This is a genomic window from Spirillospora sp. NPDC000708, assembly GCF_040299565.1.
GTDB lineage: Bacteria > Actinomycetota > Actinomycetes > Streptosporangiales > Streptosporangiaceae > Spirillospora.
Genome location: NZ_JBEPCJ010000080.1, coordinates 32,957 through 51,544 on the forward strand (window position 1 = coordinate 32,957; position 18,588 = coordinate 51,544).

General features: G+C 73.0%; 14 protein-coding genes. 6 read left to right on the forward strand and 8 right to left on the reverse strand.

The annotated features are described in order from the left end of the window. Positions 1-293 precede the first annotated feature (293 nt). Together ABT299_RS39560 and ABT299_RS39565 are read right to left on the reverse strand one after the other, a co-directional pair. Positions 294-1,325 carry a sulfotransferase family protein gene (locus ABT299_RS39560; protein ID WP_500253873.1) on the reverse strand — a complete coding sequence of 344 codons (1,032 nt, stop codon included), beginning with the start codon at positions 1,323-1,325 and terminating at the stop codon, positions 294-296. A 114-nt stretch (positions 1,326-1,439) separates the two neighbouring features. Then, complete coding sequence (locus tag ABT299_RS39565) at positions 1,440-2,054, reverse strand: hypothetical protein (protein ID WP_500253874.1); 615 nt, start codon at positions 2,052-2,054, stop codon at positions 1,440-1,442. 453 nt (positions 2,055-2,507) lie between these two features. Here ABT299_RS39565 and ABT299_RS39570 point away from each other — a divergent pair, with 453 nt between their 5' ends. From ABT299_RS39570 to ABT299_RS39580, 3 genes are all read left to right on the forward strand, one after another. Next, positions 2,508-3,368 carry a hypothetical protein gene (locus tag ABT299_RS39570; protein ID WP_500253875.1) on the forward strand — a complete coding sequence of 287 codons (861 nt, stop codon included), beginning with the start codon at positions 2,508-2,510 and terminating at the stop codon, positions 3,366-3,368. A gap of 72 nt (positions 3,369-3,440) precedes the next feature. Further along, positions 3,441-5,477, forward strand: coding sequence for a flotillin family protein (locus ABT299_RS39575; RefSeq protein WP_190854720.1), 2,037 nt, complete (start codon positions 3,441-3,443; stop codon positions 5,475-5,477). Between the two features lie 97 nt (positions 5,478-5,574). Beyond that, complete coding sequence (locus ABT299_RS39580) at positions 5,575-10,431, forward strand: DNA repair ATPase (RefSeq protein ID WP_500253876.1); 4,857 nt, start codon at positions 5,575-5,577, stop codon at positions 10,429-10,431. Positions 10,432-10,611: 180 nt separating this feature from the next. On the opposite strand, the gene ABT299_RS39585 is transcribed toward ABT299_RS39580, so the two are convergent. Genes ABT299_RS39585 through ABT299_RS39595 form a run of 3 tightly spaced genes read right to left on the reverse strand, consistent with a single transcriptional unit; the run spans position 10,612 to position 12,424 of the window. Further along, a complete protein-coding gene (locus tag ABT299_RS39585) occupies positions 10,612-10,761 on the reverse strand; it encodes a hypothetical protein (protein ID WP_190854725.1) in 150 nt (49 codons plus the stop codon). Next, positions 10,758-11,642 (reverse strand): hypothetical protein, encoded by an 885-nt coding sequence (locus ABT299_RS39590; RefSeq protein ID WP_500253877.1) that lies wholly within the window; start codon positions 11,640-11,642, stop codon positions 10,758-10,760. The genes ABT299_RS39585 and ABT299_RS39590 overlap by 4 nt, the downstream gene beginning before the upstream one ends. Beyond that, the gene (locus ABT299_RS39595; RefSeq protein WP_387023217.1) at positions 11,630-12,424 is read right to left on the reverse strand and encodes a DUF6084 family protein; all 795 of its coding nucleotides are present in this window, start codon (positions 12,422-12,424) and stop codon (positions 11,630-11,632) included. Before ABT299_RS39595 ends, ABT299_RS39590 begins: the two co-directional genes overlap by 13 nt. 526 nt (positions 12,425-12,950) lie before the next feature. On the opposite strand from ABT299_RS39595, the gene ABT299_RS39600 reads away from it, so the two are divergent. Together ABT299_RS39600 and ABT299_RS39605 are read left to right on the forward strand one after the other, a co-directional pair. Next, complete coding sequence (locus ABT299_RS39600; protein WP_190854730.1) at positions 12,951-13,991, forward strand: aldo/keto reductase; 1,041 nt, start codon at positions 12,951-12,953, stop codon at positions 13,989-13,991. After that, positions 13,988-14,437: a VOC family protein gene (locus ABT299_RS39605; protein ID WP_500253878.1), complete on the forward strand. Its 450-nt coding sequence runs from the start codon at positions 13,988-13,990 to the stop codon at positions 14,435-14,437. Before ABT299_RS39600 ends, ABT299_RS39605 begins: the two co-directional genes overlap by 4 nt. 50 nt (positions 14,438-14,487) lie before the next feature. Here ABT299_RS39605 and ABT299_RS39610 read toward each other — a convergent pair whose 3' ends face one another. Next, entirely contained in the window at positions 14,488-15,180 is a 693-nt protein-coding gene (locus tag ABT299_RS39610; RefSeq protein ID WP_500253879.1) for an SDR family oxidoreductase, read from the reverse strand. 171 nt (positions 15,181-15,351) lie between these two features. On the opposite strand from ABT299_RS39610, the gene ABT299_RS39615 reads away from it, so the two are divergent. Beyond that, the gene (locus tag ABT299_RS39615; RefSeq protein ID WP_500253880.1) at positions 15,352-16,350 is read left to right on the forward strand and encodes a helix-turn-helix transcriptional regulator; all 999 of its coding nucleotides are present in this window, start codon (positions 15,352-15,354) and stop codon (positions 16,348-16,350) included. Between the two features lie 150 nt (positions 16,351-16,500). On the opposite strand, the gene ABT299_RS39620 is transcribed toward ABT299_RS39615, so the two are convergent. Then, positions 16,501-17,382: an alpha/beta fold hydrolase gene (locus ABT299_RS39620; RefSeq protein ID WP_387023227.1), complete on the reverse strand. Its 882-nt coding sequence runs from the start codon at positions 17,380-17,382 to the stop codon at positions 16,501-16,503. Positions 17,383-17,508: 126 nt separating this feature from the next. After that, positions 17,509-18,087 carry a TetR/AcrR family transcriptional regulator gene (locus tag ABT299_RS39625; RefSeq protein WP_500253881.1) on the reverse strand — a complete coding sequence of 193 codons (579 nt, stop codon included), beginning with the start codon at positions 18,085-18,087 and terminating at the stop codon, positions 17,509-17,511. Positions 18,088-18,588 lie beyond the last annotated feature (501 nt).

The following is an 18,588-nucleotide window of genomic DNA, read 5'->3' on the forward strand; positions in this document are numbered from 1 at the left end:
CGGTGTACCGGACGGTAACAGGTTCCGTAAGGGGCCCACGACGGGCGCCGTCAGGCGACCGCCGTCACGGCCGCCCCACGCGGCCACTCCTCCCCCGCCGGCCGTCCCACGGCACGCGACCTGCACCGTTCCCCAGGACCGCGCCCCCGTGCCCGCGGCGGGCGGCGAGCCGGGCCGGGTACGTTCCATGAGAATTTCGGACAACCGCCCAATCGGGCCCTGAAGACGGGCGCCGGCGGGGTGGAAGGCGGTCCGAAAGGGGCGCCGCGCGCCCGACGGACGCGCCCGTTCGGTCACTGATCGGGCGAAATGGGAAGTATTTCCGATCCGGTCGCCGGACCGGTCAGCAATGAACCGACGGGATTCGGCTCGCGCAGCCGCGCCGCCCGATCCCGGATCGCCCGCGCGCGCTGGGCCCGCCATCGGTGCGCCGCCGTCCGGCGGAATCGCGCGACGTGCGCCGCCTCCGGACGGTCCCGTCCCGCCAGCGCGTACCCGTGCCGCCGCAGCCGGTCCGCGAGGACGTGCTCGACGAGGTCGGCCTCCCACGGCCGCATCCGCACCGCCCACGCGCCGACGTTGCGGTCGTTGACGGCCTCGTACGTCCGCAGGTGCCACCGGCGCTCGGCCGGGACCGTCCGGCGCGCGTGGTGGTGCGGCTCGGCCATCGCCTCGTCGTACTCCTCCCCCAGGAACCCGCACAGGGCGACCAGCGACCGCTCGGGTTCGGCGACGAGATCCTCGTAGCGCATCTCGAAGTAGCGGCCGGGGCCGAGCCGCCGCGCGAGCCGGCTCCCGGTGTCGACGGCCTCCCGCCAGGTCAGCGCAGCGCTGTAGACGTCGCCGTCGTACCAGGGCATCCGCGCGAGCGAGCTGACCGCGTCGCGGCCGTCGCGGACCAGGTGGACGAACTGCGCGTCCGGGAACATCCGCAGCAGCATCGGTACCTTGCGGAAGTAGCTCGGCCGCTTGTCGCCCCACCGCGCCTTGCCGTGCTCCCGCGCGTAGCGGCGGAACACGGCCGCGAGCGCCGAGCCGAGCGTCGGCGGGCCGTACACGATGTCGCCGGCGACCGCGCCCGGGTCCAGCCCGAGGACGTCGAACTTCGTCCCCTCGCCCGCGGTGATCCACTCGGCGAGCGCCCGCCGGTTCGGCTCCGCCCGCAGGTCGCCGAAGCCGAGCCGCCGCGCGTACGCGACGTGCACGAACCTGGTCTCGGACGGCACCGCCAGGCGCCGGTGCGAGTGCAGCATCTGCTGCAGCAGCGTCGTGCCGGAGCGCGGGCAGCCGAGGACGAACACGGGCCGGTGGGACTGGCTGGTCATGGCGCGTGAAGCTAGGGGCGCCGCCTGAACCGGACCTCAGACCGACCTCAGAGTTCGCTGAACGTGACAGCTCGACTACCCGTTGCAACCGCTCATCGCGGCTGCTTGCCGCGGCTACTTGGTCCGGCGGCGCAGGCTCGCGGAGAACGTCGCGGCGCCGGTGACCACGAAGAGACCCGCCGCTATCTCCAGGGCCAGAGCTGTATCACCGCCGTCGTCGGGACCGTCCGGAAGCCGCGGCTTCAGCAGGCCCGCCGGATCCGTGCGCAGCGTGACCGCCTGGAGCGGCCTGAGGTCGGCGGAGCAGTTCTGCTGCTCCGTGAGGTGGTGGACGGCGCGCCCGCCGGCGGCCTCGACCACGGTGCACGACAGGTCGGCCCCGCGCCGGGCGTCCCGCTTCTCGACGTGCGCGACGACGGCGCGGACGGGCTTCCCGGCCGTCTTCATGTAGAGCTCGTACAGGCCGGGTCCGGCGAAGAAGGTCAGGGCGAGGCCGGTGCAGGAGAGCAGGACGGCCGCGCCGGGCCGGTGCCAGATCCCGCCCGCGAGGGTCGCGGCGACGGCGAGCGCGGCCAGGGCGACGACGACGCCCGCCACGACGAGCCCGTGCGGGTACTGGGCGAGGAAGCCGCCGGCCGTGAACGACACCGGGACGAGCAGCCCCCAGCCGAGCGATCTCCAGAACGGGCGGGCCGGCGGGCCGTCCAGGGCTGCGGGGGGCGATCCCACGATGACTCCTGCCTTCTCCGAGGGGGGACGAATGCCTGCCATCCTGCCGTATCCCGGAAACGGCGCCGTCCACCCGGAAACGCGGGCAACGGCCGCCGGAAGCCCACAAAAGGCTTCCACCCCCGTCAAAACTGCGCTAAAGTAACTCCCGGTGTGCCGGGAAGTCTGGTCGGCGAGACAGGATTTGTCTCCGACCAGGAGGTTGTACCTGATGACTCCCCGGCCCTTTCTCACGCTGCGGCGGACGCCGCGCGACACCCCGCACCCCGCTTCGCGCGGCCCCGGCGCGCGCCCCGGCCTGATGGCCGCGACCTGGGCGGACTCCTTTCCGGACACATGACCTGCCGTATCCGGCGGGAACGTCGAATACGGCTGCGCATTTCCTGGTGAACCGGCGACCGCATTTACGGCCCGGACGGTGAATGACGCCTCGAGGCGGGAGCGTGCACCCCCATGCGTGAATTCGTCGACACCGTGCTCGGCTTCCCCACGGCGCTTTTCAGCTTCTCTCTGGTGGTGGTCGCCGCGTACTGGGCGCTCGTCCTGCTCGGCGGCCTGGGGCACTTCCACGCCGGCACCGATGGCCATACGGGGGCCGGTGCCGGCGGGGGAGGCCACTTCCACGGAGACGGCGGCTTCCACGGGCACGGCGCCTTCCACGGGCACGGCGCGGCGCACGGGCACGGGGCCGTCCACGGGCACGGCGGCATGGACGGGCACGGTGGCGGCCACGACACGTCCGGCGGCCACGAGGACGGCCACGGATCGGGCGGGCCGCTGGCCGCGATCGGGCTGGGCGGCGTCCCCGCCACCATCACGCTGTCGCTGCTGATCGCGCTGGCCTGGTTCGCGAGCCTGGCCGGGTCGGTGCTGGCCGGCGGCGGCACGCCCGCGGCGCCGCTCGCCGCCGCCGTCCTGGCCGTGGCGCTCGCGGCGGCATGGCTCGGGACGCGGCTCGCCATCGTCCCGCTGCGCCGCGTGTTCCGGGAGGAGCCGGCGGCGTCGCTGCGCGACTTCGTCGGCCGCACCTGCGTCATCCGCACCGGGCGGGTCGGCGTGGACTTCGGCCAGGCCGAGGTGACCGCCGACGACGGCTCGTCCGCCATCGTGCAGGTCCGCCGGCACGCGCTGGACGTCGCGGCCGAAGGCGCAGGGACCGGGGCGGCCGAAGGCCCGCCGGGCGGCGCGGCCGGCGGGCCGCCGGGCGGCACCGTGCGACCCGCGCTCGGCGCGGGCAGCATCGCGCTGATCTTCGACTTCGATCCGGAGGGCCAGTTCTTCTGGGTCATGCCCTACGACGGCCCGACCCCCTGATCCGACCGCACTCCGGCCTCGCACCCTCTTGACCCCCGCATCCCCACATCCCCCCAGTAGACAGGGATCCCGATGGACGCCATCACGATCGGAGCGGGCGTGCTGATCGCGCTCGCGCTGCTCATCGCACTCGGCCTCGCGCTGATGATGACGCGGCTGTTCCGCAAGGTCGACCAGGGCAGCGCGCTGATCATCTCCAAGCTGAAGAAGGTCGACGTCACCTTCACCGGCGCGGTGGTCCTGCCGGTGCTGCACAAGGCCGAGCTGATGGACATCTCGGTGAAGACGATCGAGATCGAGCGGACCGGCCGGGACGGGCTGATCTGCAGGGACAACATCCGCGCCGACATCCGCATCACGTTCTTCGTCCGGGTGAACAAGACCGTCGAGGACGTGATCAAGGTGGCGCAGGCGATCGGCACCGACCGCGCCAGCCACCAGGACACGCTGCAGGCGCTGTTCGCGGCGAAGTTCTCCGAGGCGCTCAAGACCGTCGGCAAGCACCTGGACTTCACCGACCTCTACACCCGCCGGCACGAGTTCCGCGACCACATCATCGAGCTCATCGGCACCGACCTGAACGGCTACAGCCTGGAGGACGCGGCGATCGACTACCTGGAGCAGACGCCGCTGCTGTCGCTGGACAAGTCCAACATCCTCGACGCGCAGGGCATCCGGAAGATCACCGAGCTGACCGCGATCGAGCACGTCCGGACCAACGAGTACACCCGCAACGAGGAGAAGGAGATCACCCGCCAGAACGTGGAGGCGCGCGAGGCGATCCTCGAGCTGGAGCGCCGCCAGGCGGACGCGGAGCTGCGGCAGCAGCGCGAGATCGAGACCGTCCGGGCGCGGGAGAAGGCGGAGACCGAGCGGGTGCAGGCGGAGGAGCGGCTGCGCGCGCAGACCGCGCACATCCGCACCGACGAGCAGCTCGGCGTGCAGCAGGAGAACCGCGACCGCGAGGTGGCGGTGGCCGCGAAGAACAAGGAGCGGGTCATCGCGGTCGAGAACGAGCGGATCGAGAAGGACCGGATGCTGGAGGTCATCGCCCGCGAGCGGGAGACGGAGCTGACCCGCATCGCCGCGAACAAGGAGGTCGAGGGCGAGAAGCGGGAGATCGCGAACGTGATCCGGGAGCGGATCGCGGTCGAGCGGACCGTCGCCGAGCAGGAGGAGTCCATCAAGCGGGTGCGGGTGGTCGAGGAGGCCGAGCGGACCCGCCAGGCGGTCATCATCCAGGCCGAGGCGGAGGCGCAGGAGAGCCTCGTCAAGGACATCAAGGCGGCGGAGGCGGCGGAGGCCGCCGCGCAGCACCGCGCCCGCGAGCAGCTGACGATGGCCGACGCGCGGCGGCAGGCGTCCGAGCTGGACGCGCAGGCCAAGATCCGGCTGGCCGAGGGGATCCGCGCGGAGGCCGCGGCGGAGGGCCTCGCGGAGGTCGAGGTCCGGGAGCGGGACGCGGCGGCGATCGAGAAGGTCGGCCGCGCCGAGGCGGCGGTCGCCGAGCAGAAGGCGCTCGCCGAGGCGGTCCGGATCAAGGGCGGGCTGAAGGCCGAGGCCGAGGGGCTCACCGACAAGGCGGCGGCGATGGCGGCGCTGGACGACGCGACGCGCCAGCACGAGGAGTACCGGCTGCGGCTGGCGGCGGAGAAGGACATCCGGCTGGCCGGCATCCAGGTGCAGCGGGAGGTCGCGGAGGCGCAGGCGACGGTGCTCGCGGCGGGGCTGGAGAAGGCCGACATCGACATCGTCGGCGGCGACAGCGTGTTCTTCGACAAGCTCCTCGGGTCGATCGCGCTCGGCAAGAGCGTGGACGGGTTCGTCGGGAACTCCGAGACCGTGCGGGCGCTGGGCGGCTCGTGGCTGGACGGGACGGGCTCGCTCAGCGGCGACCTGACCCGGGTGCTGGGGGCGGCCGGCGGCGGAGGCGTCGGGGACCTGACGATCGCGGCGCTGCTGACGCGGCTCGCCTCGTCCGGCGGCCCGAACGCGCCCGCGCTCAGCGACCTGCTGGACGCCGCCGAACGCCTCGGCGTGGCGAACGCGCCGGTCGGGGCGGTGCCGCCCGCGGGGTCGAACGGCACCCCGCTGACCCCGGCGAGCTGACCGTCCGGCCGCATCGACTCGCGGCGCGCCGCCCGCAGCGACCCCCCATGGGGCGGCGCGCCGCGACCGGACTCCCGACCAGGATGGAAGTGAACGCGTGAGCGGGCTCGACCAGGGGACGTACGAGGTGCTGCGGGCGCGGCTCGCGGAGCGGGCCGCGGAGGCGGCGCGGCGGGCGGAGGCGCTGAACGCCCGGCGGCTGGAGGTGTTCGGCGGCGCCGAGCTGCGGCTGACCGGCACCGAGCAGGTCCGGACGGAGCGCGCGGGCGTGCCCCGCGACGTGGTCGCGCTCGGCGGGACGCTGCTGCTCGGCTGCAACGCGCCCGGGACGGCGGGCGTGACGTCCGTCGAGGACGTGTTCTCGCTGCACCGGTTCCGCGACGGCGGCGACAGCGACGACAGCGGTGGCAACGGGGACGGGGACGGCGGCGCCGGTGCCATCGGACCGGCGGGCCCGGACGCGGTGCCGGGGCTGCTCGACGACCCGCGCTTCCACCGCGACTTCGCCGACATGTTCCGGTACTACCGGCAGGCGCGGCTGCTGCAGCTCCGGCTGGTGGACGGGCGGCTGCTCGCGGTGTTCCAGACCGGGCCGCAGCTGTCCGACCTGCGCGTCCTGCGCTGGCGGACGGCCCCGGACGGCACCGTCGCCTACGAGGACAACCAGGGCGAGCGCGACCACTCCTTCCCGCCGTCGCACGACGTCGAGTGGATCGAGACGACCCGCGACGACCACGTCCGGGGCAAGCACCCGCACATCTCGATCGAGGGCGAGGTGTTCGTCGCCACGGTCGGCGGGACCCTGACCGTCAAGGTCGACAACGACACGTCCACCGACAGGGGGATCCACTCCGAGCCGGTGGACGAGCAGTTGCAGGCGCTCGCGGACGCCGACGTCCGGTACGCGCGGGTCGGCGCGCTGATCCTGCTGCGGATCCGGCCGTACAACGAGCCGGCGTGGCGGCACCTGGTGTTCAACGTGCGGACGAAGGAGGTCGTGCGGCTCGACGGGATCGAGCAGGCGTGCCGGCGGCTGCCCGACGACCACGGGATCGTCTTCCCGGGCGGCTACTGCCTGGACACCGGCGTGGTGAAGACGTTCGACACCGACGTCACCGGGCTGGAGTACGAGGGGGTCGTCCGGTCGCCGAACGGCGAGGACGTGCTGTACGCGTTCCACTCGCGCGGGGACGGGCGGTCGCTGCTGCTGCCGTACAACGTGATCCGCAAGCGGGTGGCGGCGCCGATCGCGTGCCACGGGTACTCGCTGTTCGAGGACGGCACGCTGGTGGTGCTGCGGGCGCTGCCGGCGGAGCCGGTCCGGGCGCATCCGATGCAGGTGTGGGCGACGCCGTTCGTGTCGGAGGAGCACGCCGCCGCGCAGCCGGTCGGGACCGGGCCGCTGGAGCGGGTCGGGAACGCCGACCTCGTCCGGGGGATCTCCGAGTGCCTGTCGATCACCCGGATGGTGGACGAGATGTCGCCGTCCGCGCGGGTGTTCGAGGCGCTGATCGCGGCGTGCACGCGGGCGTCCGACCTGTTCCACTGGCTGGCGGACGAGGAGCTGGGCGACCTCGCGGCGCCGATCGCGGACGTCCGGGCGACGGCCGGGCAGGTGCTGGACGAGTACGAGAAGGTCCGCGCGCTGACCGAGCAGGCCGCGGCGGCCGTGGACGAGGCGGGCGAGGACGTCGCCGCGCTGGTCCGGCAGGCGGGCGCCGAGGAGCCCGCGACCGCCGACGGCTGGGTGTCCCGGCTCGCCGAGATGCGGCGGGCGCTCGGCCGCCTGGAGACGCTCCGCGACCTGCGGTACGCCGACACCGCCCGCATCGACGAGCTGTCGGGCACGGTCGAGACCGAGCTGCGCGCACTGGGCGAGCGCTCCGTCCGGTTCCTGCAGGGCGAGGACGCGTTCACCGGCTACCACGCCGAGGTGGAGCGCATCGCCGAGGAGGCCGGGGCGATCGCGACGGCCGCCGCCGCGGCGCCGCTCGCCGAGCTCCTCGACGCGCAGAACGAGGGCCTGGAGGTCGTCACCGAGGTCGTCGGGGACCTCGACATCACCGACGCGACGGCCCGCACGGCGATCCTGGAGCGCGTCGGCGAGGTGCTCGGCGGGCTCAACCGGGCCCGCGCCGTCCTCGACAACCGGCGCCGCGAGCTGCTGGAGCACGAGGGCCGCGCCGCGTTCGCCGCCGAGCTGGCGCTGCTGGACCAGGCGGTCGCGGGCGCGCTCGCCGGCGCGACGACTCCGGAGCGCTGCGACGAGCAGCTCGGCCGGCTGCTGCTCCGGCTGGAGACGCTGCAGGCGCGCTTCGCCGAGCTGGAGGAGTTCGCCGCCGGGCTGGAGACCAAGCGCACCGAGCTGTACGAGGCGTTCTCGTCGCGCAAGCAGACGCTGCTGGACGAGCGGGCGCGCCGCGCCGGCCGGCTCACCGGGTCCGCCGACCGGATCCTCACCGGGGTGCGGCGCCGCGCCGCGTCCCTCGCCTCGCCGGACGAGGTGAACGCCTACTTCGCGACGGACGCGATGGTGGCGCGGATCCGCGCGATCGCGGACGAGCTGCGCGGGCTCGGCGACGACGTGCGCGCCGAGGAGCTGGAAGGGCGGGTGAAGGCGGCCCGGCAGGAGGCGGCGCGGGCGCTGCGCGACCGGCTCGACCTGTACGGCGAGGACGGCACCACGATCCGCCTCGGCCGGCACCGGTTCGCGGTGAACACCCGCCCGATCGAGCTGACGCTCGTCCCGCACGACGGCGGGATCGCGTTCACCGTCACCGGGACCGACTACCGGGCGCCGGTCCGCGACGAGGCGTTCGCCGCGACCCGCGGCCTGTGGGACCAGACCCTCGTCTCGGAGACACCGGAGACGTACCGGGCCGAGTACCTGGCGACGTCGGTCCTGGCCGCCCGGTCCGCGGACGAGCTGCGGGGCGCCGACCTGCTGCGGGTGGTGCGGGAGGCGGCGGCCGACCGGTACGACGAGGGCTACGAGCGCGGCGTCCACGACCACGACGCCGCCCGCATCCTCGACGTGCTGCTGCGCCTGCACGCGGACGCGGGCCTGCTGCGCTACCCGTCGTCCGCCCGCGCGGCGGCCCAGCTGTTCTGGACGCACGGCGCCGACGACGCCGCCCGCGCGGCCTGGGCGACCCGCGCCCGGTCCCTCGTCCGGGCCCGCCGGTCGTTCGGGCGCGCGCCCGCGCTGGACGACCTGGCGAGCGAGCTGACCGTAGCCGTCGGGGAGTTCTCGGCGCGCACCGGCCTGCCCGCGCCGGACGGCCCGCCGGCCGCCGAGTACCTGATCGAGGAGCTGGCCACGGCGCCGGACGGGTTCGTCATCGGCACCGGCACCCGCGACCTGCTGAAGTCGTTCGGCCCGCACCTGTCCGCGCTGGAGGAGGACCTGCGGGCGCTCGGCGGCGACCTCGCCGCCCGGTACCAGCTCGCCGGCGCCTGGCTCGGCTCCCACCTCGCCGCGTCCCCGGACGCCGACCCGGCCGACCTGCCCGAGGCCGTCGCGACCGTGCTGTGCCCGTCCGCCAGCTACGACTCCCCCGCCGCGCTGACCGCGACCGTCGAGGACCTGCTCGGCGCCCACCCGCGCATCACCGGTGGCGCCCTGCCGCTCCGCCTGGACGAACTCCTCGCGCGCACACAGCGGTTCCGCACCGAGCGCGTCCCCGCGTTCCGCGCCTACCAGAAGCGGCGCAACGAGCTGGTCGCCGTCGAGTCGGAGCGGCTCGGCATCCCCGGCCTCAAGCCCCGCACGATGAGCGCGTTCGTCCGCAACCGGCTCGTCGACGAGGTGTACCTGCCGCTCATCGGCGACAACCTCGCCAAGCAGATCGGCGCCGCCGGGGACGGCAAGCGCACCGACCAGATGGGCCTGCTCCTGCTGATCTCGCCGCCCGGCTACGGCAAGACCACGCTGATGGAGTACGTCGCGGACCGGCTCGGCCTCGCCCTCGTCAAGGTCGACGGCCCGGCCCTCGGCCGCGACGTCACGTCCCTCGACCCGGCGAAGGCGCCGAACGCCACCGCCGCCCGCGAGCTCGAGAAGATCGACTTCGCGCTGGAGATGGGGAACAACGTCCTGCTCTACCTCGACGACGTCCAGCACACCTCGCCGGAGTTCCTGCAGAAGTTCATCCCGCTCTGCGACGCGCAGCGCCGCGTCGAGGGCGCCACCCGCACCCACGACCTGCGCGGCAAGCGGTTCGCCGTCTGCATGGCCGGCAACCCGTACACCGAGTCCGGGCAGCGGTTCCGGATCCCCGACATGCTCGCCAACCGCGCCGACGTCTGGAACCTCGGCGACGTCCTCGCCGGCAAGGACGAGCTGTTCGCGCTCAGCTACATCGAGAACGCCCTGACCTCCAACCCGGTGCTCGCGCCGCTGGCCGGCCGCGACCGCGCCGACGTCGAGCTGCTCGTCCGGCTGGCGTCCGGCGACCGGAGCGTCCGCCCGGACCGCCTCGCGCACCCGTACTCGCAGGCCGAGCTCGACCAGATCCTGTCGGTCATGGCGAAGCTCCGGCGCGTCCAGGAGGTCGTGCTGACGGTGAACCGCGCCTACATCGCCTCGGCGGCGCAGGACGACGCGTCCCGCACCGAGCCGCCGTTCCGGCTCCAGGGCTCCTACCGCGACATGAACAAGCTCGCCGAGCGGGTCCTCCCCGTGATGAACGCCGGGGAGCTCGAGACGCTCATCGACGACCACTACCGGGCCGAGGCGCAGACGCTCACCTCCGACACCGAGTCCAACCTGCTGAAACTGGCGGAGCTGCGGAACGCCCTCACCCCGGAGCAGGAGGCCCGCTGGGCGGAGGTGAAGGCCGCCTACGTCCGCGCCCGGACCCTCGCGGGGAACGAGGACGACCCGTCCGTCGGCGCCCTCCTCCACCTGGCCGACCAGCTCTCCGCCATCGAGAAGGCCCTCCGCGACCGCTGACGCGACCGGCCCGCGCCGCCTCTGGCCCGCGGCGCCCCGACTCGGCCTCGCGGCCCGGCGGCCCGGCGGCCTGCGCAGGAAAGGCGCGCCCGATCGGTCGGGCGCGCCTTCACGCAGTCGCGGGGGCGGGGATCGAACCCGCATCGCCGGCTTACGGGACCCGCATGCTCCTCGTCCCGGTCACTCCTGCTCGGACCGGGCCCGGCGCATCAGCGCCGGCATCATCTTGATCAGGACGGCGGCCATCGCGGCCACCAGCATCCCGACCATCATGCGGCCCGCCATGGCCCGCATGCCGCCCTTGCGCATGCCCATGTTCTGCTTCCTCATCGCTCACTCCTTCCTGTTCCGGTGGTGGCGCGGTCTCCGCCGCGCGGGTCGCCGGCGGCGAGCTCGGCCAGCAGCCGGTCGAGACCGGCGCCGCCGAACAGGTCGGCCGGAGTCTGCGGGGCCACCTGGGGCCAGTCGTAGAGGACGATCGGCGCGGCCAGCACCGTGCCGTGCCCGCCCTGCGGGCCCGCCAGGACGGGCCACAGGCCGTCGCTGTGGCAGGCCGCGGCCGCGTCGGCGAGGCGCGGGGGCGGGGCGGCGGAGGAGACGAACGACCCGCCGGACGCGTCCGCGACGAGGTGCGCGCACAGCATCCCCGTGCGGTCCGCCTCGTCCCGGTCCCCGGCGGTGCCGGTGTTGACGATCACGGCGCGGAGCCGGACGGCGCCGGGCGCGGCCCGCTCCGCCGACAGAACGACGGTCCCGGTCACCTGGTCCCAGGTGCGGAAGACCCGCGCCGTGCCCTCGATCCGCTTCTCGTCGAAGCCCGCGGCGATCGCGACGGGCACGCGGACGGGCGAGCGCAGCAGCCGGTCCAGCCGCAGCCGCCCGCTGGTGATCTCGCGTTCGCGGGCCTCCTGCCGCGTCCGGTACGTCCCGGCGCCGGCCTTCAGCTCGTGCACCGGGGCGTCGCCGTCCATCATCTGCCGGTGCACCGCGTGCAGGAACCGCAGCGTGAACTCCACGGTCGTCTCAGGGCCGTCCTCCAGCAGGAACTCCGCGGAGACCGTCCAGCGGCCGCCGGACCGCTCCGCCTCGTCCTTCGGAAGGACGCCGCCGATCGTCCAGCGCTTCCCGGTCCGTGCCGCCGAGGCACGGTACGGCCACAGGAGATGCCCTTCGTAGAGAACCGTGTCGGCGATCGCCCTCACGGCGTCCATGGGCCGCTCTCCTCCGGCCGCATGGCCATCTCCGCGCTGAGCGCGGTGTCGCGCAGGGCGGTGCCGGTTTCGTTCAGCGACTCCAGCCGCGCGGCGTCCCGCAGGCGCTCGGTGTCGTCCGGCTCGGCGTCGCCGTGCAGGGACTCGGCGGCGTGGAGCAGCTCGTCCACGGTGTCGTCGAAGGAGGTGTGCGCGCGGCGGGCCCGGTAGGCGGCGAGGCGGTCGAAGCGGTCCTCGTCGAGGCGCAGCCACCGCACGGCGCCGTAGTAGCGGTCCACCAGGCTCCGCCACATGGCGACGGACAGCTCGCCGGTCGCCTGGTGCCGGCACGGGATCTGCGCGGTGCGCAGCACGCCGTCCTTGCCCGGGTAGAAGACGGTCCCGTCGAAGGCGAGGTCGAGCGGGACCTCGCCGCCGCCCAGGGCGCGCAGGTACTGGTCGGCGGTGACCTGCATGTCGTGCCCGCAGGGCAGCGCGACCGTCACCTCCGTCTCGCCGCGGAACGTCGGGACGGTCAGGCCGATCCGCGCCCACAGCAGCCCGCCGGGCGGGTCGTCCGACAGCGCGGCCGGGCCGATCATGCGGACCAGCCGATCGCGCTCGGCGTCCTCGTAGCGGCGCCGCGCCGCCGCGATCGTCACGGTGGTGGTGAGCAGGACGCACTGGACCGGCCCGCCGTCCGGGCGGCGCAGCGCGATGCGCAGGTTCAGCGTGGGCGCCGCCGCGAAGGGCTCGGGTTCGATGCCGAGCAGGTCCAGCGCCAGTTCCGGGACCGCGTTCATGCGGGCGTCACGCCCCCTTCGCCGACGGTGGTCATGGCCACTCCCCCCAGAGATCATCGACCAATTCGACCTGCCCGGCGGGATTCGCCCGCAAACACCGCCGGAAATCACCCTCGGGCATGTCCATGACCGCGCAAAGAGCACGCTCTACCTGGGAAGATCCGCGCTGGGGAACCACTGCCGCGCGGCGAGCAGGGTGGGCGGTGCGGGCGGCGAAGCGGGTGGGTGGAATGGGCCGTGAGCGGGAGCGCCATGGACGCGATATCGAGGTATTAGTCCGATATGCGGGGGACGGCGGGCCGGTCGGAGATCGCAAAACTTTCCGGAGTCATGCACGACACGGTGCGCTTCCGCGCCGCATCGCGTCGCATCGTGGCGAGTCGCGTCGCGGCGAGTCGCGGCGAGTCGCGGCGAGTCGCGTCGGCGGACCGGGAGCCGCCCGGGCGGGAGCCGGGGGCCGCGGCTTGACCTGGAGCGCGCTCCAGCTTCTAGCGTCGTGCCCGTCCACCACGAGAAGGAGCCCGCATTGCAGTACCGGAAGCTCGGCCGTACCGGCGTCGAGGTCAGCACCCAGTGCCTCGGGGCCATGATGTTCGGCGCGGTCGGCAACCCCGACCACGACGACTCCGAGCGCATCATCCACCGCGCGCTCGACGCCGGGATCAACTTCGTCGACACCGCCGACATGTACTCCGCCGGTGAGAGCGAGGAGATCGTCGGCCGCGCCCTCAAGGGCCGCCGCGACGACGTCGTCCTCGCCAGCAAGTTCTTCTTCCCGCTGGGGGACGAGCGCAACGCCCGCGGCGGGTCCCGCCGCTACATCGTCCGCGCGGTCGAGGCCAGCCTCCGCCGCCTCGGCACCGACCACATCGACCTCTACCAGATGCACCGCCCCGACTGGGACACCGATCTGGAGGAGACCCTCGACGCCCTCACCGACCTCGTCCGCCAGGGCAAGGTCCGCTACATCGGCTCGTCGTCCTTCCCGGCGGACCAGATCGTCGAGGCGCAGTGGGCGGCGGCGCGCCGCGGCGGCGCCCGGTTCGTCTGCGAGCAGCCTCAGTACTCGATCTTCGCCCGCTCGATCGAGGACGCGATGCTGCCCGCGGCGCGGCGGCACGGCATGGGCGTCATCCCGTGGAGCCCGCTCGCCGGCGGCTGGCTGACCGGCAAGTACCGGCGCGACGAGGCGGCGCCCGCCGGCTCCCGCTTCGCGCCCTCCGACGACTCGAACTGGAAGGGCCGCACGGTCGACACCGACCCGAGCGCGCCCGTCCGCTACGACGCCGTCGAGCGGCTCACCAAGATCGCCGATGAGGCGGGCCTGTCGCTGACCCACATGGCGCTGGCCTTCGTCGGCGAGCACCCGGCGATCACCTCGACCATCATCGGCCCGAAGACGATGGCGCAGCTGGACGACCTGCTCGCCGCCGCCGACATCCGCCTCGACCCGGCCGTCCTGGACGCGATCGACGAGGTCGTCCCGCCCGGCACCGACATCGCGGGCATCAAGCACCTGACCGGCAACCCGGCGCTGGACCCCGAGAACCGCCGCCGCCCCCGGTGACCGGCTTCTACCACGTCTGCTTCGCCGTCCCCGACCTCGCCGCGGCGATGCGCGACCTCACCGCCGCCGCGGGCCTGGCCTGGCGCGACCCCGCCGACGGGCGGCTCGGAGAATGGGACTACCGGATCGTCTTCTCCGCCGGTGGCGCCCCGTTCGTCGAGCTCATCGAGGCCGCGCCGGGCGGGCCGTGGGGCGACACGTCCCGGCCGGGCTTCCACCACCTCGGCTTCTGGACGTCCGACCTCGCGGCGGGGACGGCGAGGCTCTCCGCGGACGGCTTCGCCGAGACGTTCTCCGGCTGCCCCCACGGCCGCGCGTTCGCCTACCACCGCGTCGACTCGATCGGCGCGGACGTCGAGCTCGTCGACCGGAGCCTCCAGGCGTCCTTCCTGGACACCTGGAGCCCCGGCGGCCCGCCGATGCCCGCTATCGACGAGCCCGCCTGAGCCGCCGCCCGCGCTTTGCCGCGCCGCCTCTCGTGCCGGGCGCTCTCGGGTCAGACGGGCTGACCGATGGGCCGGATGGTCATGGTGTTGAGATCGACGCCCGCCGGCTGGTCGAGGGCGTGGCAGACCGCCTCGGCGATGGGCTGGGGAGGCAGCGCGAAGGGCGGAGCGCCGGCGCCCTGCCAGAAGGGCGTGTCGATCATGCCGGGGTTGACGAGGGTGACGCCGATGCCGCGGGTCGTGGCGTGCAGGCGCAGGTTCTCGGCGAGTCCGGTGGTGGCCCACTTGGTGGCCGAGTAGAGATTGCCGGGCGAGTTCTTCAGCCCGGCGACGCTGCCGATGAGCACCAGCCGTCCGCCGGTGGCCTCGAGATGGGGCAGGGCCGCGTGGGCCAGCAGGGCGGGGCCGAGAACGTTGGTGAGGACCATCGGCGCCCACGACGTCGGATCGCCGGCCCCGACGGAGTCACCGGTCATGAATCCGGCGTTGGCCACCGCCGCGTCGAGGGCACCGAAATGCTCCACGGTGCGGGTCACGGCCGACTCGGTGGCCTCCCAGTCCGCCGCGTCCGCGATCATGCCCAGCAGCCGGTCGGGACGGCCGGCCTCGTCCAGGAAGGTCTTCAGCCTGCTCTCGTCGCGGCCGGTGACGGCCACGCGGTGGCCGCGGTCGAGCAGCAGCCGCGCGGTGTGCGCGCCGATACCGCTGGTCGCACCGGTGATCAGTACGGTCTTGCCGACCATGGTCATGCTCCTGAGGTGTGATGGGGATGAGGGGCGGCGGACGGCGGTGATGGAGCGCCGTCCGTACCGCCGATCCCACGAAACCGGTGCCGTCAGGGGCGAGCAAGGTCGCGTTTATGGGGGGTACAAGCGCGACCTCCCTATCGTCCGGGCCGTGGGTACGGTGGACGAATGGAGTTTCCGCCCGAGAGCCACGGCGGCGATCGCACCGACAGCCTGACTGACGGCCGGACCGACAGCCTGACTGACGGCCGGACCGACAACCGCGCCGACAACCGCTCGGAAATCCGCGGCTTCCTCACGAGCCGGCGCGCCAGGCTCGTCCCGGAGCGGGTCGGGCTGCCCACGAGCCGGCGACGCCGGGTGCCGGGACTGCGGCGCGAGGAGGTCGCGGCCCTCGCCGGCGTGAGCACCGAGTGGTACACGCGACTGGAGAAGGGCCACATCGGCGGCGTCTCCGAGGACGTGCTGGAAGCGGTCGCCCGGGCATTGCTCCTCGACGAGGACGAGCGCACCTACCTGCTGGATCTGGCCAGAGCGGCTCGTCCCGCCCGCCGGGCGGCACGGCGCCGCCGCCGCAACGACGTCGAGATCCCCTCCTCCGTGCAGTGGATGGTCGACTCCATGACCATGGCCCCCGCCTTCGTGCGCAACGGCCGCTTGGACATCGTCGCGAGCAACGCGCTGTGCAGGGCCCTTTATTCACCGATGTTCGACAGCGGCACCACCGCTGATCGGGGCTGTGCCAATTTCCCCCGCTATTTCTTCCTCGACCCCGGCTCTTCTTCCCATTTCTTCGTCGACTGGGAGGAGGGCGCCAAGGCCACGGTCGCCGTGCTCCGCGCCGAAGCCGGACGCGAACCTCACGACCGCGCTTTGCGCGAGCTCGTCGGGGAACTGTCCACGCTCAGCCCCGAATTCCGCACCATGTGGGCCAGTCACGACGTCCGGATCCACCACGGGGGCGTCAAGCGGCTGGACCATCCCGAGGTCGGCCGCCTGGAGCTGGCGTTCCGCTCTCTGAACCTGCCGCTGGCTCAAGGGGCCGTGCACGACCTGACCGTCTATGCGGCCGAGCCGGGCACCCCCTCGGAGGACCGCCTTAAAGTCCTCGCCAGTTGGACGGCACCTCCCGCCTCGGCCGCAGAACCGATCCGCCCGCCCCGCTGACGTCGACCCCGCTGACGTTGAACGCGGGGCAGAGCTGAACGCCGCGAGCGCTCGCTTCGGAAGCCGGACGCGGCGTCCGGGTGCTTCGTCCGGATGCTTCGTCCGGGTGCGGCGGTGCTGCCGCTACGTCCGGGTGCGGCGGCCTTGGCGTTACGTTCGGGCGGCCAGGAAAGGCAGCACGACCTCCGCCATCTCGTCGGGCACCTCTTCGGCGAGGTCATGTCCGGCGTCGAAGACATGGCCGGTGACGTCATCGGCGAACAGCCGCATCTGAGCCTCGTTCCGGTCGCCGATGAAGGCCGAGCCGCCGAGCGCCAGCACGGGGATGTCCAGCTTCTTCTGTGCGGCCTGCCGGTTCTGCTCGGCGTCGACGAGCATCGCCCGATAGATCGCCAGCATCGAGCGGACGCCTCCGGGCATGGAGTAGCAGCGCACGTACTCCTCGATCGCGTCGGCGGTGGCGCTGTCCGGGCGGCTGCGCTCGCTCTTGATCATGTACGTGATCAACTCCCGTTCGTGCCCGGCGATGAGCATCTCGGGCACGTCCGGCTGGAAGTAGAAGCCCAGGTGCCACAGGTGCATGCCGCTCGAGACGTTCTCGGGGGTGAGCGCCGTGTGGTCCTCGAAGCCGAACCCGGGGAACAGCGCCTCGACGAAGACCAGGGCGCTGACATGGTCGCGGTGACGGGCGGCGAGCTGGTAGCCGATCACGGCTCCCCAGTCCTCTCCGATCACGCTGTAGGTCTCGTGCCCGAGACCGGCCATCAGCGCGGCGACGTCGTCGCCCATCGTCGCGGAGTCGTAGCCGTCCGCGGGATGCGCCGAGTCGCCCAGACCACGCAGGTCGGGCACGACGACGGTGTAACGCGGCGTCAGCTTCGGGACGAGGTGCCGCCAGTGGTAGCCGGTCTTCGGCACGCCGTGCAGGAGCACGACGGCCGGACCTGACCCGGCCGTCCGGTAGTGCAGGCTCGTCCCGTTGACGGCGGCACGGCCCGTCCGGACCGGTTCTCCCTGGTGATCAAGCATCATTCTCTTCTCCCTTTCATGGCGTGTTCCTCATGGCTGCGGATGCAGCGCGTCGGGTGGCGGCGGCCCGGCATCGACGCCGGCTCGCCGTTTTATGGATCGTGCGATCCAGATAGCGGGCATGCGACATCAGTCGAGGGCGGTCAGGGCGACCTCCACGAGCGGTTCGAGGGCGCGGGCGTCCGGCGTGACCTTCGAGGAGACCAGCAGCCCGTTGAGGAACGTGACGAGGAAGGCGGCCAGGGTCTGCGGGGCATGCCGCGCCGAGATCTCACCGCGCTCCGCCGCCGCGCGCAGCAGGTCGGTGAGAGCGTCCTGGTTGGCGCCGAGCACGTCTCGAACGATGCGTCCGGTCTGCTGGTCCTCGGGCAGGCGTTCCGTGGCGGCGTTGACCAGGAGGCAGCCCTGGCCGCCGTGCTCGACGGCGATCCGGATCCGCTCGACCAGCAATGCGCGGACGGCCGAGCGGGCGTCCGCACCCTCTTCGAGGGTCCGCAGGGCGGCCGCCGCGAAGGTGGAGCGATAGTGGTCCAGCGCGGCCCGGTAGAGGCCGTCCTTGTCCCCGAACGCGGCGTACAGGGAGCCCTGCCCGATCCCGAGATGCCGGGTCAGATCGCGCACCGAGGTCGCCTCGTATCCGCGCGCCCAGAACAGCTCCATCGCGCGGCTCACCGCCGCCTCGGTGTCGAACTCCCTGGTCCTCGCCATGCGCTCACCGTACCGTATCTGGATCGCACGTTCAAGAATCTGGGCCCTTGCCGCTCGGGGCCGTCACACCCCAACTCCGAGTCCGAGTCCGATCGCACCGCACCGCACCGGGACCGCGACCGCGGCCGCTGATTCAATGCAGTCACCGACATTGCCGGCCACTGTGGATTGCTCCTGCGCCACGCAGGCTCCACCGGCGCAGACCAGGCTTGACACCTACAAAAATGTCGAGCTGCTCAAACGCGGGCCGTCGACGCTACCAAGCCCACCCGTACGCGGGCTTGACAGCGCCGCCCAGGTCACGCGGACTACGCCCTTCAAGAAGAGCGGATCTGAAATTTTCTCGATGCCATCATTTAGGACTCATCGGCGTTCCAGCAACACCGAGATGGGGTGTTCGGGTGGCGGGGTGGCGCTTGCGTACGGGGCCGCCCCTCCAAAGTCAAGGGCGCCTTCGGCGTCGCTTCGCGATGGACTTCGTCCACCCTTGACTTTGGAGCC